23 protein-coding genes and 6 pseudogenes are annotated in these 24,310 nt (G+C 36.3%); 10 read left to right on the forward strand and 19 right to left on the reverse strand.

Annotated elements, in window-relative coordinates:
• The 9 genes and pseudogenes from ACFFIS_RS09775 to ACFFIS_RS09815 form a co-directional block, all read left to right on the forward strand.
• Positions 1-397 (forward strand): annotated as a pseudogene (locus ACFFIS_RS09775) (transposase); the annotation flags it as partial.
• 27 nt (positions 398-424) lie between these two features.
• Positions 425-856 (forward strand): annotated as a pseudogene (locus ACFFIS_RS09780) (transposase); the annotation flags it as partial.
• Positions 857-862: 6 nt separating this feature from the next.
• Positions 863-1,240 (forward strand): DUF6262 family protein, encoded by a 378-nt coding sequence (locus ACFFIS_RS09785; RefSeq protein WP_320378252.1) that lies wholly within the window; start codon positions 863-865, stop codon positions 1,238-1,240.
• 214 nt (positions 1,241-1,454) lie between these two features.
• Positions 1,455-2,360 carry a LysR family transcriptional regulator gene (locus ACFFIS_RS09790; RefSeq protein WP_390187257.1) on the forward strand — a complete coding sequence of 302 codons (906 nt, stop codon included), beginning with the start codon at positions 1,455-1,457 and terminating at the stop codon, positions 2,358-2,360.
• A gap of 134 nt (positions 2,361-2,494) precedes the next feature.
• Positions 2,495-3,079 (forward strand): LysE family transporter, encoded by a 585-nt coding sequence (locus ACFFIS_RS09795; RefSeq protein ID WP_320378250.1) that lies wholly within the window; start codon positions 2,495-2,497, stop codon positions 3,077-3,079.
• A gap of 39 nt (positions 3,080-3,118) precedes the next feature.
• Positions 3,119-3,363: pseudogene (locus ACFFIS_RS09800) on the forward strand (winged helix DNA-binding protein); the annotation flags it as partial.
• 25 nt (positions 3,364-3,388) lie between these two features.
• Positions 3,389-3,907, forward strand: a complete 519-nt coding sequence (gene paiA, locus ACFFIS_RS09805; RefSeq protein WP_320378249.1) for a spermidine/spermine N(1)-acetyltransferase — start codon at positions 3,389-3,391, stop codon at positions 3,905-3,907.
• A gap of 23 nt (positions 3,908-3,930) precedes the next feature.
• Positions 3,931-4,542 carry an FMN-binding negative transcriptional regulator gene (locus ACFFIS_RS09810; protein WP_390187260.1) on the forward strand — a complete coding sequence of 204 codons (612 nt, stop codon included), beginning with the start codon at positions 3,931-3,933 and terminating at the stop codon, positions 4,540-4,542.
• Between the two features lie 393 nt (positions 4,543-4,935).
• Positions 4,936-5,091, forward strand: a complete 156-nt coding sequence (locus tag ACFFIS_RS09815; RefSeq protein ID WP_390187261.1) for a hypothetical protein — start codon at positions 4,936-4,938, stop codon at positions 5,089-5,091.
• Between the two features lie 310 nt (positions 5,092-5,401).
• Here ACFFIS_RS09815 and ACFFIS_RS09820 read toward each other — a convergent pair whose 3' ends face one another.
• The 8 genes and pseudogenes from ACFFIS_RS09820 to ACFFIS_RS09855 all read right to left on the reverse strand — a co-directional run bounded on the left by ACFFIS_RS09820 (position 5,402) and on the right by ACFFIS_RS09855 (position 11,645).
• A complete protein-coding gene (locus ACFFIS_RS09820) occupies positions 5,402-5,767 on the reverse strand; it encodes a hypothetical protein (protein ID WP_320378247.1) in 366 nt (121 codons plus the stop codon).
• Complete coding sequence (locus ACFFIS_RS09825; RefSeq protein ID WP_390187264.1) at positions 5,768-5,980, reverse strand: helix-turn-helix transcriptional regulator; 213 nt, start codon at positions 5,978-5,980, stop codon at positions 5,768-5,770.
• A 749-nt stretch (positions 5,981-6,729) separates the two neighbouring features.
• Positions 6,730-7,158, reverse strand: coding sequence for a hypothetical protein (locus ACFFIS_RS09830; RefSeq protein WP_320378246.1), 429 nt, complete (start codon positions 7,156-7,158; stop codon positions 6,730-6,732).
• Between the two features lie 428 nt (positions 7,159-7,586).
• A pseudogene (locus ACFFIS_RS09835) lies at positions 7,587-8,063 on the reverse strand (SMI1/KNR4 family protein); the annotation flags it as partial.
• Positions 8,064-8,490: 427 nt separating this feature from the next.
• Positions 8,491-8,769, reverse strand: a pseudogene (locus tag ACFFIS_RS09840) (protein adenylyltransferase Fic); the annotation flags it as partial.
• Positions 8,770-8,773: 4 nt separating this feature from the next.
• Positions 8,774-10,375: a site-specific resolvase TndX gene (tndX, locus tag ACFFIS_RS09845; RefSeq protein ID WP_002324544.1), complete on the reverse strand. Its 1,602-nt coding sequence runs from the start codon at positions 10,373-10,375 to the stop codon at positions 8,774-8,776.
• A 617-nt stretch (positions 10,376-10,992) separates the two neighbouring features.
• Positions 10,993-11,223 carry a helix-turn-helix domain-containing protein gene (locus ACFFIS_RS09850; protein ID WP_002334012.1) on the reverse strand — a complete coding sequence of 77 codons (231 nt, stop codon included), beginning with the start codon at positions 11,221-11,223 and terminating at the stop codon, positions 10,993-10,995.
• Positions 11,220-11,645: an RNA polymerase sigma factor gene (locus ACFFIS_RS09855; RefSeq protein ID WP_002324547.1), complete on the reverse strand. Its 426-nt coding sequence runs from the start codon at positions 11,643-11,645 to the stop codon at positions 11,220-11,222. The genes ACFFIS_RS09850 and ACFFIS_RS09855 overlap by 4 nt, the downstream gene beginning before the upstream one ends.
• 501 nt (positions 11,646-12,146) lie before the next feature.
• Between ACFFIS_RS09855 and ACFFIS_RS09860 the strand changes: the two genes are divergently transcribed.
• On the forward strand, positions 12,147-12,500 hold the full coding sequence (locus tag ACFFIS_RS09860) for a helix-turn-helix domain-containing protein (protein ID WP_002324548.1): 354 nt from the start codon (positions 12,147-12,149) through the stop codon (positions 12,498-12,500).
• Positions 12,501-12,558: 58 nt separating this feature from the next.
• On the opposite strand, the gene ACFFIS_RS09865 is transcribed toward ACFFIS_RS09860, so the two are convergent.
• The 11 genes and pseudogenes from ACFFIS_RS09865 to mobT form a co-directional block, all read right to left on the reverse strand.
• Entirely contained in the window at positions 12,559-12,753 is a 195-nt protein-coding gene (locus ACFFIS_RS09865; protein WP_011860842.1) for a cysteine-rich KTR domain-containing protein, read from the reverse strand.
• A gap of 95 nt (positions 12,754-12,848) precedes the next feature.
• Entirely contained in the window at positions 12,849-14,768 is a 1,920-nt protein-coding gene (gene tet(M) / locus ACFFIS_RS09870) for a tetracycline resistance ribosomal protection protein Tet(M) (protein ID WP_011860841.1), read from the reverse strand.
• Positions 14,769-14,783: 15 nt separating this feature from the next.
• A pseudogene (locus tag ACFFIS_RS09875) lies at positions 14,784-14,837 on the reverse strand (hypothetical protein); the annotation flags it as partial.
• 214 nt (positions 14,838-15,051) lie between these two features.
• Positions 15,052-15,984: a conjugal transfer protein gene (locus ACFFIS_RS09880; protein ID WP_002324550.1), complete on the reverse strand. Its 933-nt coding sequence runs from the start codon at positions 15,982-15,984 to the stop codon at positions 15,052-15,054.
• Positions 15,981-16,982, reverse strand: a complete 1,002-nt coding sequence (locus ACFFIS_RS09885; protein ID WP_002324551.1) for a bifunctional lytic transglycosylase/C40 family peptidase — start codon at positions 16,980-16,982, stop codon at positions 15,981-15,983. Before ACFFIS_RS09885 ends, ACFFIS_RS09880 begins: the two co-directional genes overlap by 4 nt.
• Complete coding sequence (locus tag ACFFIS_RS09890) at positions 16,979-19,144, reverse strand: CD3337/EF1877 family mobilome membrane protein (RefSeq protein ID WP_002324552.1); 2,166 nt, start codon at positions 19,142-19,144, stop codon at positions 16,979-16,981. Before ACFFIS_RS09890 ends, ACFFIS_RS09885 begins: the two co-directional genes overlap by 4 nt.
• A 2-nt stretch (positions 19,145-19,146) precedes the next feature.
• Positions 19,147-21,594 (reverse strand): conjugal transfer ATPase TcpF, encoded by a 2,448-nt coding sequence (gene tcpF, locus ACFFIS_RS09895; protein ID WP_002324553.1) that lies wholly within the window; start codon positions 21,592-21,594, stop codon positions 19,147-19,149.
• Positions 21,578-21,970 carry a conjugal transfer protein gene (locus ACFFIS_RS09900; protein ID WP_002324554.1) on the reverse strand — a complete coding sequence of 131 codons (393 nt, stop codon included), beginning with the start codon at positions 21,968-21,970 and terminating at the stop codon, positions 21,578-21,580. The genes tcpF and ACFFIS_RS09900 overlap by 17 nt, the downstream gene beginning before the upstream one ends.
• Positions 21,971-22,057: 87 nt before the next feature.
• Complete coding sequence (locus ACFFIS_RS09905) at positions 22,058-22,555, reverse strand: antirestriction protein ArdA (protein WP_002324555.1); 498 nt, start codon at positions 22,553-22,555, stop codon at positions 22,058-22,060.
• A 116-nt stretch (positions 22,556-22,671) separates the two neighbouring features.
• Positions 22,672-22,893, reverse strand: coding sequence for a hypothetical protein (locus tag ACFFIS_RS09910; RefSeq protein ID WP_001009056.1), 222 nt, complete (start codon positions 22,891-22,893; stop codon positions 22,672-22,674).
• 42 nt (positions 22,894-22,935) lie between these two features.
• Positions 22,936-24,141 carry a MobT family relaxase gene (gene mobT, locus ACFFIS_RS09915; protein WP_025186485.1) on the reverse strand — a complete coding sequence of 402 codons (1,206 nt, stop codon included), beginning with the start codon at positions 24,139-24,141 and terminating at the stop codon, positions 22,936-22,938.
• Positions 24,142-24,310 lie beyond the last annotated feature (169 nt).

Consider the following 24,310-nt stretch of genomic DNA (forward strand, 5'->3'; position numbering starts at 1 on the left):
ATCGTGAAATTATTGGCTACAGCGCTGGTCCTAATAAGAGTGCTGAGCTAGTTCAACGTGCCTTTTCAACAGTAAAATACAACTTAAATCGCCTCGAACTGTTCCTCACCGATAGGGGAACAAACTTATAGACGAGGCACTAGAAACATTTGGTATTGAAAGATCCCTAAGTGAAAAAGGAACACCATATGACAATGCGGTTGCCGAGGCAACATTTAAGACTATTAAAACTGAATTCGTTAGTGGTAGAGTTTTCGAAAGTCAGCAGGAACTAGATCTAGAGCTGTTTGATTACGTAAATTGGTTTAATAATATTCGAATTCATGGGTCTCTGGACTATCTTACTCCTAACGAATATAAGCGCAAGCACCAAGCAGAAATGAGTAGGATTAAGTAGAGAAACGCTCACTTTACGTGGAGAGGCGGGCATGATAGCCCAGAAATGACAAGCAGATACGCTCATATCTTTGATGAAACTCTAAAAAAGGAATTTACTAAATTTCAGGAAAAACTGGTTACCAATAATGGAGATGTGCTCGAGCTAGACGATGATAGTGAAGTCGATGATGTAGAGCTTCAATGGTTCAAGAAAAATATAAATGCACAAGTGCTTCCAAATGGTTATTGTAGATTGCCAGTAATAACAGGTGGTTGTCCACTTGCGAATGCATGCTTAGATTGCACTCACTTCTGTACCAGTACCAGTAAGCAATTCTTACCACAGCACGAAGAACAGTTAGAGCGTACAGAAGAGTTATTAGCCATAGCTAAGGTTAAACAATGGCAAAGACAAATAGAAACTAATAGCCGTATTAAAGAGCGTTTAGAACAAATCATTGGAAGTTTAACGGGGTAATTATCGATGGATAAACAAGTTAGAAATACAACAGAAATTGTACGTTTGGCGAAGCAGAAATCACAAAAGACAAGAGAAAAAGTAGACAAAGCGATTTCTAAATTTTCGATTGAAGGTAAAGCTATTAATTTTAATTCAATAGCAGAGGAAGCTAATGTTTCTAAATCATGGCTTTATAAGGAACATGATATTAGGCAAAGAATCGAATCCCTTCGTGAGCGTCAAATAACATCAAGCGTAGTCTCAAAATCAAAAAAAAATTCTCGTTCGGAGGAAATCCTTATTAAAACCTTAAAAAGAAAAGTTATGGAATTAGAAAAAGAAAATAAAAAATTACAGAACCAAATTCAAAAATTATATGGAGATCTGTATAATAAAGAGTAATTTAATTATTAACCTGTAGACAAATTGTGAAAGTTTTTACTTAAACTAACGGGCAGGTTAGTTTAATAGTGGATTTTAACTTGTGAACAACTATTGGACCATTTAACGGAAAAAAACTTCCTAAGGATCCTATAAATTTGAATGTGTTCGATATAAAAGTGGTAAAATCTATTGTTAAATAAATGATTGGAACTTTGAAAGAGAGGTGTTCAATTTGACTTTACAGCAATTAAAATATGCATTAGAAGTAGCAAGCAAGGGATCCATGAATGAAGCAGCAAGAAGTTTATTCATCTCCCAGCCAAGATTATCGAATGCGATTAAAGAATTGGAAAAGGAAATTAAAATTACTATATTCATTAGAACGAATCGAGGAATTACTGTTACTAATGAAGGAGCCGAGTTTCTGGGTTATGCCAGACAGGTATTGCAGCAGTTTAACATGCTTGAAGAAAAGTATTTAAGTGAAAAACCAGCTAAGCAACATTTCTCCATTTCAACCCAGCATTATACTTTTGCGGCCAATGCTTTTGTGGAACTTGTAAAACAATTTGGGGCTTCTGAGTATGGGTTTACTCTTCGTGAAACGAAAACATATGAAATCATTGAAGATGTTAAAACTTTACGAAGTGAATTAGGGATTATTTATTTAAGTAATTATAATGAATCTGTTTTATTAAAATTGTTAAAAGAAAGGGATTTGACCTTTTCAGAGTTATTTACGGCAAAACCACACGTGTTTATTAGTAAAAGCCATCCATTAGCTGACAAAGAATCGATTAATTTGGAAGAATTAGATGACTACCCTTGCCTTTCTTTCGAACAAGGTGAGTACAATTCTTTTTATTTTTCAGAAGAAATATTAAGTACTAGAAGTGTGAAGAAAAGCATCAAAGTCAGTGATAGGGCAGCTATTGTAAATTTTATGATTGGTCTCGACGGTTACACAATTTCTTCGGGTGTTTTTCCTAAATATCTTCATGGGGATAATATTATTGCTGTTCCTCTTAATGTAGATGAACTTATACGTGTAGGAATAATACAGCATAGAGACGTCACGTTATCGGGACTTGGTGAAATATATGTGGAAGCTTTAAAAAAGGTTGAACAGGAATTATAAATGAAAATTTGTCTTCCTAATCAGTTTGTTATAAATTTCAGTTATATCAGGACATGACTTTTAAGTATTATGCTATATCCAGGAAACTCCCTTATAATTATGTATGATGATTTAAATTGGAGAGTGGATGTTGTATGGGAGTTCAAGTATTGTTTTCATTTGTTATCTACGCACTAATAAATGCTTTTACACCGGGTCCGGGTAATATTCTGGCATTAAATACAATGACGAATTATGGATGGAAAAAAGGAAAGCCTTTATACTTCGGGATCTTTGCCGGTTATTTTTTTGTACAGGCGTTATGTGCCTTCTTTATTTTTGGATTAGAAAACTTCATAAATCCAATTATGAATATGCTCACATATGCGGGAGCTATTTATATTTTCTGGCTTGCCTATCAGGTCGCAATCAGTAAGCCTGACAATAAAACATCTGACAAACAACCCTCTTTTTGGATTGGCTTTGTCCTGCAAATTGTTAATGTGAAAATATTTTTATTCGGGATTACCGCATTAACAGGATATATTACACCTTATTACTCATCACTAGGCAAGCTATTATTTTTTGAAATGATTATTGCCACAGTAGGTATGATTGCTACCCTAACTTGGATATTTTTCGGAGGGTTATTACACAATACATATTTCAAACATTATCGAATAATAAATATTATTTTGGCGTTATTACTTTTGCAATGTGCGGTTGCACTTTTACTATAGTAAAAATGAGAGTCTGAAATGTCCTTGAAGTAACTGTGTGTAAATGGATTTATTGAAAGAAAAGATGAAAAGCATAACAAAAAATTAAAAAACTCTTTCCAACTGTGAAAGGAAAAAATGTTTATCCTTATATAAAAAGAGAGAATGATCATTCGAATAGTGTAGCATTAGCAGGTTTTTCCGAAAGAGAAGTAGAAATCATTTCTCACCTTCTTCAAAGAGTTAGAAAGAATATAGAGGTTGACTGGGAATATGTAAAAAAGGGAAACAAGAGAAGTTATTGATTATATAAAGGGGCGAAAAAGTAAAATGACTAATAGAATGAAAAAGTGCACTCTTGAAGATTTACATAAACTTCAAGAAATTAGTTATGAAACATTTAATGAAACATTTAAGGATCAAAATTCATCGGAAAACATGAGGATCTATTTGGAAAGGGCATTTAACCTTGAACAATTAGAAAATGAATTATCCAATATTTCTTCAGAGTTTTATTTTGTTTATTTTAAAAATGAAGTCGCTGGATATTTAAAAATCAATATCAATGATGCTCAGTCTGAAGAAATGGGCCATGATTCACTTGAAATCGAAAGGATTTATATTAAGATCAAATTTCAAAGACATGGGCTTGGTAAAGTTCTGTTTAATAAAGCATTGGAAGTTGTGAAGGAACATAATAAAAAGAAAATCTGGTTAGGTGTATGGGAAAAGAATGAAAATGCTATTGCCTTTTATAAGAAAATGGGATTTATTAAAATCGGAACCCACTCCTTTTTTATGGGTGATGAAGAGCAAACAGATTTGATCATGAGCAAAACACTCGTATAACCCTATTGGAAAGGTGGATTTCTATGTATATTCCAAAAAAATTTAAGGTGACTAACGTTAATGAAATTCGGGATTTCATTCAAGAGAATTCTTTTGGTACAATTGTCACAACTGAACAAGGGAAACCAATTGCTACTCACTTGCCTTTATTATTAAATAAAAAAGGTGATAATTACTATATAACTGGACATATGGCTTATGCGAATCCTCAATGGATAACGTTCGAGGGTGAGAATAAGAATGTCCTTGTTATGTTTCAAGGTCCACATGCGTATATTTCATCATCATGGTATGAACATGAAAATGTGCCGACATGGAATTATCAAGCCGTTCATGTATATGGCACGGCTAATATTATGAATGAACAAGAGTTAGAAGAGGATCTTATAGGATTATTGCAAAAATACGAACTTCATCGTACGAACGCAATTTTATGGGAAAATCTGTCTTCCCAAACGAAAAAACAAATCAAAGGTATAGTCGGATTTAAAATTAAAATTCAAGAAGTGCAAGCAGCTTATAAACTAAGCCAAAATCGAAATAAAGAAGACTACCACAACATTATTGAAAAGCTAAGTGCGGAAGAAGATATAAATTCTAAGGCATTAGCTGATGTGATGAAAAATAGAAAGTAATTTCGTTAATCTTCATATATCCAATTTGTGAGAATTATACTTAAAATAAAGGGTGCTTTAGTTAAATAAAAATGAATAAAAATCAGCCTGTATTTTATGTTACTATTAAGTAATTTAAGATACAGGTTTTACTATTTTTAAAATAATTACCTTTCACTTCAAATACATGTACTCAAAGTGAAAGTATTGATTTAAATGATTCTTTTGTATTTTACTCTTGATAAGTGAACCCTAGCAAATTTAGAGTTGTGACAGTTATAACATGTGACAAAAGTACTAACTAGAACTATTAAACATCTATACTTTTGATGTTAGTCTAAAAGTGGACACAGTAAATTGAGAGAAACTAGTTTATAATAGTATCTAACAATTTATCAACAGGAGTACCCTAACATGAAAAGACGAAGTTACGATAGTGAATTTAAATTGTCACTATGCGTACTGCATCCCAAGGAAATTATTGTCTCAGATCCCCCAACCGGAAATGTTTATTTATCGGAAATGGTGTTGGAATCAGTAATGTTTATTTTAATTAGACATAGTAGATAGAAGATTTTCATAGAAAAGGAAATCCCCAACTTAGCTATTAGGGTTTGTATGTACTGGAAATTGCAATTGCGCCTTACTTTTGCATATCTCCTTCTAAATTCTTCTTTTATTTCTTTAGCATTCAAGCTATCTCTCTTTCTTCCCATACTGCTTATTAAAGTAAGCTTTTTCAAGGAAATATTCTAGCAAATCTTTTCTAATTCTAAGTAAAATTTTGCCTATTCCTGAGGCCCTCTTCAATCTTAACTATCACCGAAGTCTTGCTTCCATTTTAAAGAAAAATTAAACTCATACGTTTAATTTTTCTTTGTTACTTTTTGTAATAATAAAACAGTGTGCCCAATGCTTCGGATAAAAATAAAATAACTAGTAATAAAATTAATACAAAACCTGTTTGTAGATTGACAAAGAAAAAGTGTATTAATAGTAATACAATAATTCCACAATACGTCATGCGGTGAGCAAAATCATTTCCCTTTAATAATAACCATTTAGACCGCTCATCACTTTCTACCTCTAAACCTGTTATTCTTAATTCTACTAGGAAATTAATAATTCCCCCAAATATAATTAACCCAAATACTAATCCCTCTTGATTACCATTAAATAATAATACCGTCGCAATACCTAGAATCACTACATTAATCAACAGGGCTATCAACTTAGAGCTTTTCATTTATTCATCCTCCAATTCTAATTGAAATATATCCTCTACTGTACAATTAAAGTGTTTCGCAATTTGTAATGCTAACTTTAGTGATGGGTCATAACGGCCGTTTTCTATAGAAATAATTGTTTGTCGTGAAACGTTTAATGATTGGGCTAGATCTTTTTGAAATAAGTTATTTTCTTCACGTAATTCACGAATTCTGTTTTTGATATTAATCACCTCTGAGTAAAGGAAACTTTACTTTTAATATACTATAAATCTATAAATTCATTGTGTCAAGGTTACTAAGAACTTATCATTTGGATAAAACGCAACATTTTCTTACAAAAAGACGGGGATTATTACCTATTGTTTCCTAAAGTTGGAAATAATTACGGGAATAGGCTAAAAACATAGAGTGAAAATTGTAGTATTTTGTCGGAATTTTACTTACTTTCCCAATTGGAAAATAGGTTATGTCGTGTTAGTCTAAATATAGAATAAATATCCAACGGAGGGGACCTATTACAAATAGGGATAGTGCAGGGACTTTACTAATATGGGTTGTAAAACATCTACATTATCAGCATCAACAAAAATTTCATTTACATGTAAGATATGCGCTATTTCTTCAGGCCAATCGACGATAATTTCGTTATATTGAAATATTGAAAAGATATTGTTTTATATCAAAAAAGCATAAAAAATTCCGGGTTCCTATTGAAGAAAGACCGAGATAATATTGGTTTTGAACTGGAAATCGGGAATGTTTATTTTAACGGAGATCGAGTCAGAATCGGAAATCTTTATTTTAAATTGGAAGTTTCTATTTTAATGGGACAATTTTTCCGAGCAACGCCACACAACGCCACATACCCCACATGGCTTGAGTGGATAAAATTGATGTATTTAGATGTTTAGTAAAACGGTAGTATGTGGGAACAGGTCACAATAAAATCTATATGTTCGTTATCAATTAAAACTTATTTTTACGACTCACTTTTAACAAATCGAATCAATGTTTGTTCCCTTAATTCCATTCCTTCTGTATACCAACCTCGTATAGTAAGCGTTATGTCTGCTTCCCTCGGATTATATTCATCGCCAATCCAGCACGTATAAAACTCAAAATAGTCGCCTACACTTAAATAGGTCTCCATCATGTCGCACACTTTCTCTAAACCGAGTTTACTTTTCTCATATGTATCCTTATCTTGATAAGGAGTTAATTCCATTCCCCAACTATCAAAAGTGACTTCATATACATATTCAGTCGAAAATTGAGCTTCTTTCACTTCGGCTTTCTCATCTACATCAGCATAAGTCGGTCCTAGAAAAATCCCTCCATCAATAGGATTGTCCTCATAGCCTTTTTCTGGAAGCTTCACATTGCAACCAATATAACTTATTAGACTCATGATAAATCACCTTTTCTTATATTCTCTAAACCTAACTCAATTAAATATCGAATATGTTCATCGCTTTCTTTTTGTTCCATTGCAATTAAATATTCCTTCACATCTTTTTGCGCAAGTGAATCGTTCCCTCTAATTGCACAAGCTGCTAAATGTTCTGCTACTACTTCCCTAACATTCCTACAATCATGATCATAAATTTGCTTGATCATATACAATTCTAGTGTAGAGTCATCTATCTGTATCAATTCCGAAAAAAAGCTCTCTATTGTTTCTGCCTTTCCACCTGTAATAACCCTGTCGATTTCCTTTAGTATCTCTTCATTTGAGCGACCATTACGTACTTCTGCTGCAATAGACATTTTTGTTCTCTCATCTAATTGACTTGCTTCATATAAGACATAATCAACCCAATCCATTGGCTCTTCTACCGTCAATCCATTTATAAAGCTTTCAAAGCTTGCTGCCAGTGTTTGTATACCTCCAACTTCTTCATCAATTAAAATAACAGGTGGGTTTTTTGAATGCTCTCTGTAATCTAACGCAATCCATGTATGTCCATCACCCGAAATAAGAATGATATTTTTAGGTAAATCCCATTCTTCTATTAAAACCGGACTATCTAATATACTCGTCTCAGTTCCAATTCCAAATAATTCATTCACATTAATACGATCATCTGCACAAGAAGTTGAGAAGTCTGTTGGGAATGCTTCGTATTGAATATAGCCACCATCTTGACTTTTTAATAACTCCACATAAAGAGTTGGCAATCTTACCCCTAATTGTTTCTCTGCCTGTTTAATTTGTTTGTCAGTTGCGCCTTTACTCGCTTCATCCATCATCCATACCGTATGGGCCTGTTCCACACTTGATTCATCATCTTCAACAACCAAATCATCATCCATCATAAATTCAAGATTATCAATTGGCAATTGTAATCTTTCAAATTGTGTTAGGACTACTTCACGTCTCACTTTATTATTTAATTGATGTTCTTCCGGAAATTCCGTAGGCGTATGAACAGGAGCACCATTTTCAATCCATTGCTTTCGATATAATTGAAAAGCAGCTTCCTTCATTTCATTTGGTATAACAATATAGCCTAAATCAACATCATGATCCTCACTATATCCGTACTCAAACCCACAACAAGAACAAATATTATAAGAAGGATTAAAATTTTCACCATACGGCTTCTCATCTAAACCGTCATATCCACAAACGGGACAAATATATATTTTCATTCCATTACTCCTGCCTATTCCTATCACTTGAATAATTCCTTTACATCTAACAAATATGTTTTATTTTATAATCTTTTAGTTTTAACATTTAAGACTCATCTTGTAAATCTTTCGTCCTATAAACATAATACCCTTCATAATGATAACTTGCGTCGATTCCTTTCATATAAACATCTCGATCATTGATTTTATCCGTTAAAGCTGCTTTCAAAAGAACTTTAATTTCAACATCTTTTATTGGACTTCTTTCCATTGCTAAAAGATAATCTTCTTTATCAATTCTACTCCAATCAATAACTTGTTTTAATTCCTTTTTCAATATATTGTCAAGCCATATTCTCATACTTCTTCCATTGCCTTCAGAGAATGTATCAATGAGACACTGCTAGAAACCTATAATTGATTTCTACTTTTTGAGTACGTTCTTTACCGATTCCCTCTGCTTGATACACGTAAATTGAATCAATCAGCTCACACAGCATAGAACGGTTTAACTCTGTAACATCTTTGTATTTACTAATAGTTTCAAGGAATCTATCCGTACCCTGTACTTTCTCCTCTTCGGATTTTATTTTTGACTTTAATTCTCTATAGCTTTGCACTACCTCTGCTTGTTCAGTTTCATAGTTCATAGACATTTTAGAGAATCTTTCATCAGTTATTTTCCCTAAAGCATTTTGCTCTATAAGTTTGGTAAAAATACTGTCTATTTCATCAATCCGTTTCTCTAAGGAAACTAATTCTTGGTTGAATTGATGAATCTTCTGACTTCCGCTCGTTTCACTTAGCTCTCGCATTTCTTTGATAAAATGGTCTCCTAGTTCTTCCATACTATTTACATGATTTTTAATATCATTTTGAACAATTTCATATAAAGCTTTGTATGAAATTGCGTGAGTAGTGCAAAGTTCGGTATTTCTTGCGTATGTTCTGCAACGGAATCTTGGTTCATTTCCGTTTGGATTGGAATACGCTAAATTTCTTCCACAATCTGGACACTTAACCAATCCCACAAAGATATTGGGTTTCCCTGTTTTGTTAGGCTGTTTCTTTACACTAATAAATTTTTGTACTATCTCAAAAGTTTCCTTATCGATAATAGCTTCATGAGTATTCTCAACCACTATCCAATCTTCTTTTGGCACAGGAACGATTTTCTTGTTCTTGAATGATTTGGTTTGTGATTTATGAGATACCATGTGTCCTAGATAAACTTGATTTTCCAAAATCATCTTAACATTCTTTCCAACCCAATCAGTAGGAAACGTAAATCCTTTGCTTTGCTCCAAAATCCCTTTTTTCTTTGCTCGATAGGCTCTAGGAACTAAAATTCCATCTTTACAAAGTATCCTTGCGATTTGATGTGTACTTGTACCTTGTTGTGATAATTCAAAAATCCGCTTCACAATCGGCGCTGTTTCAGGGTCAACAATCAATTTCTTTTTGTTCTCTGGGTCAACTAAATAACCATAAGGAGCAAATGCACCTGTAAAACCGCCAGTCAAAGCTGTTGTTCGTATTGAACTACGGATTTTCTTTGATATATCACGAGCATAATATTCGTTCAAGACAGATTTGAAGGGCATAATTTCGTTATCATCTTGTGCAGTATCAACCATATCATTGATAGCGATAAAGCGAACATCTAAATCTGGAAAAACTTCTTCCACATAGTACATGAATAGTGCATTGTTCCGTCCTAGACGTGACATATCCTTGACCAGAACTACATTAACTTTTCCTGCTTCAATATCTTCAAACATTCGATTCAATGCAGGTCTGTTAAAAGTTGTTCCGCTGAATCCATCATCAATGTACTCATCATATACATAAAACTTGTTTTCTTTCGCATATCGCTTCAACATTTCTCTTTGATTAGCAATGCTATTACTTTCTTTGTCCAACCCATCATCTCGTGAAAGGCGAGAGTATAATGCAACTTTTTCTTTATTATTTGCTTGCTGTTTTAACAATGTAAGCTCCTTTCCACAGCAAACAAACAACTCATATCCATTCCATTATACCACGCCCTCATAGGGGTTTCAGCTATTTATTTGACTGTTTTAGTGTCATTTAACGACCTGTCCTACCTCATTTTTTATCAATCTCTTTATAAGATGTTGAAGTGTTACAGCTCCTATAAATTTTGAAATCACATAAAATTTTGTATTATCAATACACATAGTTTTATTTTGACTATTCTCTTGCATAGCTTCACCTCACTTTGTTGCAAAGATAATCACGGTTATACTGCTTCTACATAAAACAGAAACAGCATGGAGTTTTACAAGCAATCGAACAGCTTTAGCAAAGCTCACGGGAATTTCACCCTTGCACGGTTCTCGTCCAACTGTACTCATTGCCTGCGACGCTTTGAACGCTCGGACTGTGACTGTACAGGAGTATCATTATCACGATAGGAATGTCTTCGCTGGCAATCCTGCTAAAGATTGCTTCTTGGATCATTGACTGAATCGCTCGCTATCTTTAGGGGATAGGTCATGGCGGTCAGCTCCGCTGGCTCTTTTCTTATCGAAATGTATTCGACTGCTATTATTCAGTTTTCAAGGAACAAAGAAATAGGGCAGTGTCACTCAATTTCAAATGACAGGATTTTTGTAATCAGTCTGGTTTCCATTCGTCCACGTAAAACTTCATCAACGACCATACTTTGATTGCCATACTCATCTTTCATCAGTCTAAGAGAGCGTTTTGTAATGTACCCTCTGTAATGATGAAGAATCTGGTTAATCGCTTCTGTATCGCCATCACAAGCCCTTACAATCATTGGAAACGGAATTCTGGAATATTCTTTTCTCATTCTTCATTTTCCTCCTCCATAAACTTCTTGATTAAGTCTAGTCCACTGGTTCTATGTCGATAGACAGTAGAGCGGTTCAATTTCAGTAAATCCGCTATTTCTGAATCACTCATGTCCATAAAATAGAACAGCAGTAGGATTTCACGCTTCTTGTCTGGCAATTCTTTTAGTGCTTCACTCAATAAATCATTTTCGATACCAACAGAAATATCATTGAGCGTAAAAATTTGAAAATCAGATGAATAGCTGTCTGTCGTTGCAAACTGATTGACGAGATAATCGCCAATATCCGAAAAGGACACTTCACGCTTTGCCAGCCTTGAAAGATAAAGGAAATAATTCTTCCGCTCGTCGTCCATAGCTCGCATACAGATAAAATCAAACTGATGTTCAATTCTCTCTTGAAAAGAAGATGGTTTCATGTTTCTCACCCCCTTTCTTTGGAAAGGAAGTGAGCTTTGCTCTTTTATCTCCTTTCACTCTTACTCCCAATGTGAAAGGGCGATTTGTTGCATTAAGAATTGAAAAAACATTAAAAAATATCCAGAGATACAAAAAAAGCACATAGACAGATTGATTTCTCTGTTTATATGCTTTAATTATTCTTGTTATATGATGTATAAAACCACATCGATAGACGTATTTGTCTATTGCTGGTGGATAACTTTTTTTGATAACAACCTAGGAATCAGACTATATGTAATATATCTCATGGCGACGTTTATCTCCATTAAACCGCCATTTGAAAGTGAGATTTATATTTTTACAGCACGAATAGCATTTCCAAACAACGGTTTTTTTATTGAAGTTGAGTAGTGCTTTTAAGAATGTAATTTAATAGGAACTGAAAAACTATTTAACACGTTTTTCTATACCTGTTTCAAATTCAACAGGAACAGTAAAATGTATAGAGGTGGTCTATTATGCGTAAGAAAGAAGATAAATTCGATTTTAGAGCCTTTGGTTTAGCAATCAAAGAAGCTCGAATGAAGCGAGGTTTAACTCGTGAACAAGTGGGAGCATTGATTGAGATTGACCCACGTTACCTAACTAATATTGAAAATAAAGGGCAACACCCAAGCATACAAGTCCTCTATGACCTTGTATCATTACTTGATGTGTCCGTTGATGAGTTTTTCTTACCTCATAATGATCTGACGAAAAGTACCCGAAGATTACAGGTAGAAAAACTACTGGATAACTTCACAGATAAAGAACTATCGTTGATTGAAGCCTTAGCTAGTGGTATCAATGAATCAAGAAACATCAAAAACTAATCATAATAACAATACATAAAACAGAAAGAGCCGATAAAATGAGAATGCTAATCTCAGATTATCGGCTCTGCGTCTTTGCGTCTGGCTCTGTAATCACAGTTAACTTGAACTGCTTTATATCAACTAAATTTTCCTGTCTACATTTAGGACAATAGAGAGGAAAGTTCTTCAATTCAGTATCTTCCCTTATTTTCAAACGTGTTTTATTTCCACAGATGGGACACAGTACCCACTCACAGTTTATAATAATTATCTTCTCCTTTACATTTAATTCAAATCTGTATTAAAGAATATTTCATCTCGTTTCGTTTAACAAGAAGCCACATTTATATAACAATATAAAATGTGCTAAGTTATTTTATTGAACATATATCGTACTTTATCTATCCGACTATTTGGACGACGGGGCTGACAAACAGATTCACCAGTAGTAACATAGTACCCTTTTAACTCTGTTAAACAAACGCTACGTCCATTTGTAAAGAAAGTTAAATCATTACGATATTCTTGAATACACCGAGCAGGAATTTCTCCACTAAGAATGACCTCATTATTTTTCAGTTGAGTGTCTACGATGTTCGCACAATATTTAGGAGCATCGTTATATGCTCGTGAAAGATATTCTTGTGGTGCATAAATTTTAAAACTAAGATATGGCTCTAACAATTCTGTTCCAGCTTTTTTTAAAACTTGTTCCAATACAATAGGAGCAAGCATCCGAAAATCTGCTGGGGTACTAACAGGGCTATAGTATAAGCCATACTTAAAACAGATTTTACAGTCCGTCACATTCCAACCATACAATCCTTGTTCACAGCCATATCGTATCCCTTCCATAACTGCATTTTGAAACGATTGATTTAAGTATCCAAGAGAAACCGAGCTCTCATACTGTACTCCGCTCCCTAATGGAAGCGGTGCTACAGAAAGACCAATGGAAGCCCAGAAGGGATTCGGTGGCACTTCGATGTGAATGGTATACTCTGCTTTTTTTAACGGTCTTTCCATATAAATGACTGTAGGCTTTTTTATTTTTACCTCCACATGATACTTTTCTTGCAATAGAGCACAAGTCACTTCCATTTGTACTTTCCCTAAGAAAGAAAGTATGATTTCATGTGTCGTAGAATCCACATAATATTGTAGAAGCGGGTCACTGTCGGAGATTTCTAAAAGTGCATCAAGTAACATTTCCCTTTGTTGAGGTTTGCTCGGTTCAACAGTTGTTTGCAGCAGAGGGAGCGGATTTTCAATTCTCTCTCTCTGTGGCAATAGCTTTGTATCTCCAAGAACACTATTTAGCTTCAAAAACTCATTTTGCAAAATAACAATTTCCCCGGAATAAGCCTTATCAATTTTACATAATTCACCATTTATTGAAGTATACATTTCTGTAATTTTTATTTTTTCCTTTTCCGATATTCTAACCGAATCCCGCAAATGCAGGATTCCGCCATAAAGGCGTACATATGCAAGACGTTGTCTTTCTTCCGAATATTCAATTTTGAAGACATTTCCGCAAAGTTCAGACTTCTTTCTGTATGTTGATGAATAAAATTTATTCGTTATCACTTCTATAAGCTGCTCAATCCCTATGTTGCTTTTTGCGCTTCCATGATAAACAGGGTACAAGGAGCAATTCTGAAATCTTCTGATTTCCTCTTGTTCGAGTTCTAATATCTCCAATGATTTCCCAAGTGTATATTTCTCCAAAAGATAATCATTTCCTTCTATTACCACATCCCATTGCTCAGGTTCCGTACAGCTCATCACACACATATTAGGGTGCAGCTCTACTTTCTGTTTGATTATAATTTCCATAGAAAGTTTCTCTTTAATATCTTGATAAACCGTTGATAAATCAATCCCATTTTGGTCAATCTTATTGATAAAAAAGATTGTGGGAATACCCATTTTATTTAGTGCATGAAATAATATCCGAGTTTGTGCTTGTACTCCATCTCTCGCAGAAATTAGTAGGATTGCCCCATCTAAAACTGATAACGAGCGATATACTTCTGCTAAAAAATCCATATGTCCTGGAGTATCTATGATATTTACCTTAATATCTTTCCACTGAAAAGAGGTTACTGCTGTCTGAATTGTAATTCCTCGCTGACGTTCTAAAAATGTAGTATCCGTTCTTGTTGTGCCTGTATCCACGCTTCCTGACTCCGCAATCGCTCCACTAGTATATAGTAAGCTTTCTGTCAAAGTAGTTTTTCCTGCGTCAACATGAGCTAAAACACCTATATTAATAATTTTCATGTGATTTTCCTCCATTCAAAAGCCAAAAAGGCATAAAAAATCCCAGTGACAGATACTCTTATCACTGGGTACAAAAAACTAACCCCTCCTAAAAAGGGACATCTAATTATTTGTTCCCACTATCAAATTGACAGTTTATTTAAGAATACCTTGCCGCATATTTATTAACTCCTTTTATATACTTATATTAACATTAGCACATAAGAGTATATTTGTAAAGATATATCCATTTTTTGTCAAAGGAGAACGTGGTTACAAAATAGCTATAACCATGTACTAAAAGTTATTTTATAATCTTCCAGTTATTTCCTACTTTTTCTAGCACCAAATCAAATTGAGATACTTGCGTTGCTTTGGTCTGCTGGTCGAGATACTTTACTGTCAGTGATACCGTGACTTGATTATCTTTACGATTGTAGATAGGATTCACGAGTTCTTGAAAAATATAATCTTTTCCGATAGATTTCAAAATACCATCATTCACATAGTAAGAAAGTTCACTCGCTGTTGCTGTAGGATAGAGCTTGAAGAATGTCGTTAGAAACTCAATGATTTCATTTGTCATAATGGAATCAACTGTACCATCACTTTCAATGACTTTTGGTTTATAGTCTGATTTCTTAGGTATGCTGGTAATGGTCGGGTTTTTAGTCAGTACCATATTTCCAGAACCATCTACATAGACTGTCACTTCATAAGCAGAATGGACGGTCTTTATATTTTCCCCCTCTGTAATCAACTGGTCTACACTATAGGTCACATCAAACTGGTTTTCGCCATCTGCTTTTACCATCCATATCTGAACCCCTCTTACAGAAGACGATACAGGAATATCCTTTCGGACTGTATCAATATTGAGAGCTTGAAGTTCCTCTGTCAGATAGGCTTTTAAGTTTTCCATACGATTATCAATGGACTGGTCGTTTAGTTCCCATGAATAGTAAACTTTCGCAAAGTTCTCTACAAAATTTTCTACATTATGAGTATCAACATATTCCTTTTCTATGATGGTTGTTTCGTGAATGGTGTGGGTATCAACGGCTGTAAAGTGCTTAAATATTGCAAAGCTGAAACTAAGCCCTAAAAGCACCCATAAGCCAATCACAACCTTTTTACGAGGATTGACTTTGTAGATACGAGGTTTCTTTTCCTTTGGTATCTGTTTTTCTTTATTCTGATTTTTTCTGAATTTCATCATTGAATCTTCCTTTCTCATTGTTTGATTCGTCCTGCTCCTACTAAATGCTGTTGCCAATAGGAGCTTGTTAAGTCGGCATAGCCGATAGGGTCTCCTGCGTGAAACATTCGATTATCGCCTAAATAAATCCCGATATGAGTAATATAAGAGCCAGCGTTATAGGTAGAATGAAAGAAAACCAAATCGCCAGCTTTTGCTTCGGATAGTGGGATATGTTGGGTCACATCATATTGTTGTTGTGCGGTTCGTGGTAATTTAATCCCAGCTTTGCCATACGTCCATTGTGTCAGTCCGCTACAATCAAATGAAGTAGTCGGGGAAGCTCCGCCATAGACATACTTCCAACCCTCATATTTCAGTGCTTCGTCCATGATGGCTTGTACCGTATTATCATTAAATTGAGTTGTGACAAGATACTGCGTAACAAGCTGAACATAAAACATATTGCCATAGTTATATCGCCAGCCCCCATTGATGGGTATGGCTATTGGATTGGGATAGGACACTTTTTCGCCGTCTGAATATTCCTTAGAGAAACTTTGAGCCAGTTCAAAGGTATATTTGTTTCCACGATTAGCCACATACCCTAAGAAGCCACCGCCATAATTGTAGGACTGAATAACCGATTCCAAATCCACACCGAGCCTATCTCTACTGGCTAATAATTCACTGAAATACTTCACACCTTGCTTGATAGATTCTTCTGTACTCAATGAATTGGGTGGTAGACCAAGGGATTCCGAGGACTGCATAACATCTTCGGCAGTACCGCCCGATTCCACCTGTATAATAGCAAGCAGTACATTAACGTATTCTTCAATGCCATATTCTCTAGCGTATTTTTCTACCATAGGCTTATGAGCCAGCACTTCTGCGGAAACATTCACACCGCCATAGTGAATGTTTGAAAAACCGCCATCTTGTTCATCTGAAAATAAAATGGCAACAAACAGAAGTAGTGAGAAGACCATCAAGAATAGCCCAGAACCACCAATCACTAAAGCTTTCAGTTTCATGGTTTCTTACTGCCTTTCTTGATAGTGGCGGATTTTATTGGTGGTCTATTTCTAAGGTTTTGGCTTTGAACTCTTTGAACAGTAGACGGACGCTCTTTTGTGACTGGACGTTGTGAAGCTCTGTCTGCTGGTGTAGTTGAAGTTGCTGGCTTTTGAACTGTTCTTTCTTGTGTAGTACGGTTTTGTCGTTCCGCTTTTAAACTTAAAGAATCGGACTTAACTGCTGGACGCTCCTGTTTGGCTTGTTGAGATTCCATGCGTGAAGTCTGAATAGAAGATTGTTTTGCGGTCTGTCCATCATGAGATTGTTCTTGCTTAGTAGCTGGTCTTTCATGAACGGAAGAAGCTGGCTGTTTTTTCTGTTTGACCTGTTCCATTTCAGAGCGACGCTCTGCAATGGTTTTGCGTCTTTGTTCCTGCTGTTCCTTGCGTCCGCTGGCTCTGTCTGCTCTGGTTTGAGAAATACTGGAAGTTAGGTCACGAACATTTTCTTTTGCTTTGGATTTTCCTTGATACACTGCATATCTTGCATTGGTCGGAATATCCTTAACCTGTTCTTTGAGATTACCAGCAGAATCAACGATTTTATCTTTGGTATCAGCAACTGCTCCGATTGTTTGTCCGATACGTTTTCCAAGTGTTGATTTTTCCTGTCCGTCTGGACGGGTGTGATCTGCTTGTGTCCTACCAGAACTACCCGACTGTCCTTGTTTTCCTGTAGCACTGGCAATGGCAGAGCCAGCACCTAAAGCTGTCATGGAGCGTCCAAGTTTACGCTGTAGGCGGTGCATATGAGCGTGCATAAGCATACGAGGTTTTCTCATCACACGACTTCCCACACTTTGAGAATCGTTGCTTTGAAGCGAAAACATACTCATTAAATCGCTCAGTTTGAAGTAGATTCCTGCAAAGGTCACAATCTGTAAAAAGGCAATCAAAAAGAACGGATAACCAGCCGATAAGGTATAGAGCATGGTTGAAATACTAAAGGCTGTCGTAATAATCAGCGTGATTCCAGCTCGTGTCAAAATGGTATTAAAGAGTTTGATAATGGCTCGTTTTGACATACCATCAAAGGACGGAATCATGCTTAAAATAAAGCTAACAGGTAGAAACATGGCATAGATGATAAAAAGTACCTGCGAGAAAATCATGATTCCTGTTAGTAGGAATACGAATATAGAAATCCCGATATTGAATACAAAGAGAAAGAAGACTGTACCCAAACGGTTAATAGTTTTTGTAATCGTCATGTTCACATTGTTTCTGTCTTCGATTTCTTCTGCTACAATTTTTTCTCTGTCTTCTCCATTATTACTGTCTGGACTGGTTGAAAGTAGACTTTCCACACGGTCAGCACCAATACTTTCAATGTCTGAACTGTTGTATTGAAGCAGTAGCCACGGTTGTTGAACCTGTATGGAAAATAGGCTGTCACGTATCAAGTCCACACTGTCATTTCCTTGACTGTCTGAATGGGGCATGACGATTTTCGTTCCTAATGATAAGCTGGCTTGACTGATGTCTGATGAAAAATCATTGATTTTTTTAATGTAGTCGGGAGCATAGGCAATAAAGGAAGCTGATAGGATAAATACCATGACAAAGTTCACAATGGCATGAATCGCTTTTGTAGTTTCTCTTTTTATCAGTCCTGTATAGACAACATAAACCCCAAGAACCAAAATCAAGAGTAAGAGGAATCCAACATAGAATCCCTCTGTTGATAGTCCGCTAGGCGTAACTCCTGCAAGGGTCTGCATATTCTTGCCAATGGAATCTGCTGTAGCAGAAATGAAGTCGAGGGAATAGGCTTCTTGAACTAAGTAGCCAGTCGCATTGGAAACATAAAGACTGATTGTCCAAATAAAATTGGTAATAGCATATAGTCCATACATGACCTGTTTTCCAATCCCGTCCGACCAGTTCCACGGTAGCCAGCCCCAGCTATTATCAACATAAAAATCCAGTTGATAGTTTTCAAGTGGGTATCGGCTGTATTCATTTGCTACATTGACCGTATCATCTACCAAGCCCGCAGCTTGAACCACTGTTCCCAACATTGCTAAAAGAAAAATGGCAATCACGAGTGATAAAACCACTGTCATTGCCACTTTATTTAGACGCTTCAGAGTCCAGTTTGATTTTAATTTCTGTACCATCATTACACCTCTTTTCTCACAGGCGGTCTGGTATCAAAAGCATGAAGTAATTCTTCAAAGACTGGGTGGAACTGTATCACACCGACACGACCATATAAATCACTGATAAGGCATTGTCCGTTCTCTAAGTCACGAAGTCGCTTCTGATTGTTTTCGTCCTCTGGGTCAACTCCAAAAAAAGCTAAGGTCTTTTTAATTTCGTTGATATCAGTGGAACGAAAGGCAAACTTCAAACCAAGATTATTTTTCAATTTTTCATCTAAAAGGTCATCTGTATTTTGAGTAACAAAATAGACACCTGCATTCATAGCACGTCCAGCTCTTACTAACTTCATAGATAAGGTTTTACCTTGTGCCACCTGTAAGAAACTCCATGCTTCGTCAAGGTCTACAATCTTGAAAAGGCTTCTGTCTGAATGGATAAAATCCAACGCAAAGGTGCTAATGACAATTAACATAGCAACGGATAATAGTTCCATTGTCGTGTATTCCTCAAAACTTGTTTCCTTATCAGGTAATACCAAATCCACCACCTGTATAATGTTGAGCTGTTTTTCAAGACTGATAGATTGTTCGACATAGCCATCACTGAATAAGAGATGTGCAAAATCATAATCCGTAAAGCTCTCGATATGGTCAGCGATACTGGTGCTTGTTGGTGTTCCCTCGACCCGCAATTCCTCAATGACTTTAAGAAGTCCACGCACTTCACTATTGGTTACTGCACGAATCGCTTTCCGTAGTACGGGAAAACGTTCAGAATCTCGTGAGGATATCCCTGTAAGGAATGTCAGAATATCAATAGCCAGTGATTCAGAATCTTTTGGATTTTTCATAATTACATAAGGGTCAAGCAGTCCTTTGCTTTTCTCATCAGAAGTGAGATTCACAATGTTAATCTCGTGAGCGATTTCTGGAAGCGTTTCTTTCCATCTGCCACGTTCCGCCTTTGGGTCAACAATCACTGCTTGTGCTCCATAAAGCACTGCATAATAGACGATAAGGTTATTCGCAAAGGATTTACCACCACCCAGCGAGCCAACAAAAGCCGACGCTAACGCATTGGTTACTGAACCCTTAACCCCTTGACTGGCAAGCGCTGGTTTGAGATACACATTGCGTCCTGTATCTAAGCTATAGCCAACATAAATCCCTTCATTTTCGCCCAGCATTTGCGTAGCACCAAAGCCAAGTCCAGCGAGGAAATCAGAAGTTACATATTGAATATAGTCATTCATATATCTTTTGCTTGCTGGCAGAAATTCTTCATGTAAGCCCAGCATATCGCCAAAAGGTCGAACCAGTTTCACAGACAAATCGTCGTAAAAGTCTTTCACTTCATTACAGCGACGTTTCAACTCGTCCAAATCATTAGCAGAAACCCGAACCACATAAGAGAGTTTGTACATAGATTCTTTGGATTGGTCTAAATTGGTTTCCAGCTCATTTACACTATCCAAGGCTTCTGCCACATTGGAGCTGGTTTCATTATCACTTTGCCATGCGTGATTATCTAAATCTTTCAACTCTTTCTTTTTATTGCGAACGGTGCTTAATGCTTTACAATTTGCCACGATTTCCACATTCATGGACGTGTCAATGGGAAAGGTAAATTGTTGTTGCTGGTAATAGAAAATTTCACTTGATGGAAAGTCCAGCTCTCCGACAATACTGTTAATGGTAAAATAAGCCACATAGACGGTTTCATCTTCCTGCTGGATTTTCAAGTATCGCTGTTTTTCTTCTATTAAACAGCGAGTAGGCTTGATGAGGTCATAGTATTTAATCAAGGTTTCATTATCCAGCTTCTTCTTTGATAGATGATACTCATAATCTTCATAAGCTGTACCTGTCTGTCCGTAAAGATGTTCAATCAGATAGCCGAAGTCGTCCTTATTCAGTCTGCGGATTTTGAAACGACGAGAGATTTTATTTTCCAAGAGCTTTTCCATCTTCTGAAAACGCAGGATTTCATCATTACTCATGCTGACAAAATCTCCCATTAACTTATGGTTCACATCATAGACAAAATCAGACAAAGCATTTTTGGCTTCAACGGTAAGACTTTTCATGGAAAACTCCTGATCGTTGAGAAGCAACTTAAAGCCGATAAAGAAACGGTAATCCACTTGATTTTCGCCAATCATGGATATTAAAGCGTCTGTCTGTTGGTCGATTTTGTCATAGGCAATCGCTTTGAGCTTGCCAGTGACTTCATTTTTAGAACGCTCTTGTGCTGAACGTATGCTGGATTCTGTACTGATTTGTAAGGCATGAATCTTGCCATCACGATTTTGTGCGATAAGCTGTCTGAAAGAATCATGCACTTGTATTTTCTGTTCTGGACTTAGAAATGAGTAATTGTAAGGAACAAGCTCATAATAGGCGTAACATTCGCCATCTTTATTCCAGACCAGATTATTTTCAATGTATTTAATTGGATATGCCATAAAATTCACTCCTAACTGCTGTAATGGCTTCTTGTGGCTGATTTCTGCCAAGGGTTACTTTTTTCCCTGCATAGGTCAGCTTTGGTCGCAGTGCATAAGCAATGACAGACTTTAAAAATCCATAAGGCTTTTTACCATCAAAGGTTTTTGTAGACATAAACCATGTGAAAGCGACAGGAATCCCAAAGTATTTGAGAAATGCTCCCTCAATCATGGAAAGAGGTGGCACGTTGCCAAGTATCATAACCGCAAACAGTGACACGACAAACCACGTCATTTGCGTAAAGGTTATGGGAAACGGAAGTCTAAAATCGTTTATGGAGTACAGCACTTTCTCAACAGACCAAATACTGGTATAGCTTCGTATTTTCTTCATAGAATCAATCCTTTCATAAAAATAGGGATAGCTGTTTAAGCTACCCCGCAAACAAGAAACTCTGCCAGTAGTAATGTACCGACAGACTTAATGAGTGATTTCAAAAATCCCATGATTGGTAGAAATGAATGTTCCCGAAAGTTCTAAATCACGACCATAGGATTCGTAATCAATATAGTTTTGAAGACTGGCTGGTACTTCGCCTAAAGCACCAGTTTCTTCAATGTAGTAACGGGCAACATCTTCCATATCATCACAATCCGAGTGAATAATAATATCCTCTTGATGTTCGCTTAGTTCCTCAATACTTGAAAAATGAGTGAGCAGAGCAGATAGCTCGGATTGTAGTTCCTCTGGCAACTCCGATACCATTTCCCATAGGCGATTGAGTTCGCCAATAGAAGTGTATTCGTCAACCGTAAAGGGTAACTCATAATCGTGAATGGCGTATTCCTCGTATTCATCATTCAAGCCGATTTTCTCTTTGACTTCTTCAAAATCAATGGGAAAGGTAAACCAAGCACCGACTAATTCTCCTTCATTGTATTTACCTAAGTTGGCAATATAGACTTGCATATCGTCCATGTGTTCACGTCCTTTCTGTGTAGAGATTCAAAAATCCCTACCGCACTTCGTTTGGTGTGCCATTCTTTTGCGGAACATAAGAAAACCACTTATATTCCACAAAATAACGGTTTAATTTAAGCACCGATAATGCGATTAAATAGCTCTAATAAAATGTCTTTTACTCCAGCAGCGTTGAACACCAAGCCCACCGCAATAATCGCAATGATGAGAAAGCCAATCAGTTTACTAAACTCACGCTTGAAGCCAAGATACAAGCCAATTACAACGATTGCTAAAAGTACCAGTGATTGAGCATTTGATAGAAACCAGTTATAAAGGTTTTGTCCAAAATTCATAAAAATGTTCTCCTTTCTGTATTCAGTAAATTTGTATTTAAGTTATTTTTTGTTCGTTATCACGTCCTGTTCTTTTACCGACTGTTGCTTTAAAATCTGCTTGTGTCGGTCTGTCAGTTTCGCATGGTCGAGAATGTCTTTCACAACCTGCGTCTGGTTAATTTCATCAAGTGTAATAGCAACCTTTAAGGTCGGGGCGACTTGATGAGATAGCCAGTTTAGTGTCCTTTGGAAAGAGTAAGGCTCTGGTTTTGTGGTTAGTTTTAATCGTTCACGATTGTTTCCAATAAACCATGCCCATTCTTCATTGAGTTTCCAATCGGAACGTGCTTTTGAATCGTCCTTATCCACAAAGCGGATATACCGATTGATAATCTTAAAAGCTGTATGCTCTGGATTATCATAGGCAAGTAAATCACGTACTGCATAATAGGCACGCTCATTTTTTAGTCGGATTTCAAAACGGTTTTTAACCTCTGCGTCTTCAATGGGAATATCATTTTTCTTGTACTGCTCATAGTCCTTTTCATAGATACAGAAATAGACTTCGCTTTGTAATGAACCGATATAAAGTGTGTTTCCCATACATTCCTTTTCATCTTTGCGTACCAGTTCGCCACTGCGATAGCTCTTGAAACTGCGGAACACCGAAATACACTCTTCCTGTCGGCATTTTTCCGTCAGTATGGGAATATTCAAAATCCCTGTTTTATCGTTGATGGCAAGGTCAAGGCGTTTCATCACGCCACTAGCCACCAAAGCGTCCATAAAGAACTCATACCAGCTTCTTTGTTGTGCTAAGAGATAGCTTTCAAATTGTCTGCACCCACGACCTTTCAATTCCACTAGAACCCCTTTATCCAGCTCATGAGAGCATAGGACGAAAATATTGCCTAAAGCATAATGTTCGGTATAGGAATAGAAGCCATAGTCTTCATGGAGCATATAGGAAAGTTTCAATCGTAAAACGTCCTCGACCACATGCTGTACGTCTGTTGTTGGAAACCGAATCCTTACATAGTCAAAGAGCATTTCAAGGGGAGCGTCGGGATTGAAGCGTTCCAGCGTTTCTAAAAGTGCCAGTTGTAATTCGTCTGATGGCTTGACCTTGCCAGTTTCAATGTCGCTAAGATATTGCCTTGTAATGCCTGTAGCAATAGCCAGTCGGTTTTGAGAAAGTCCATAAGATAAGCGTTTTTCCTTTAAATGCTGTACCCAAGTTTGTTCATTCAGTGAAATTCCTCCAATCAAAAAGGCGTATGTCAACTTTTAAAGCTCATTTGACATACACCGAAATTTTCTAAATCCCTTGTAACCAAAGGATTTTCTACTATTTTTTTGCCTGTTTCCTGTCGATTTGTACCCCCCTGTTAGATACGGGGGGTTAAGTGCTGGCGTGGCTGTCGCCACACCAGCC

Source organism: Paracerasibacillus soli, assembly GCF_042432965.1.
Lineage (GTDB): Bacteria > Bacillota > Bacilli > Bacillales > Amphibacillaceae > Paracerasibacillus > Paracerasibacillus soli.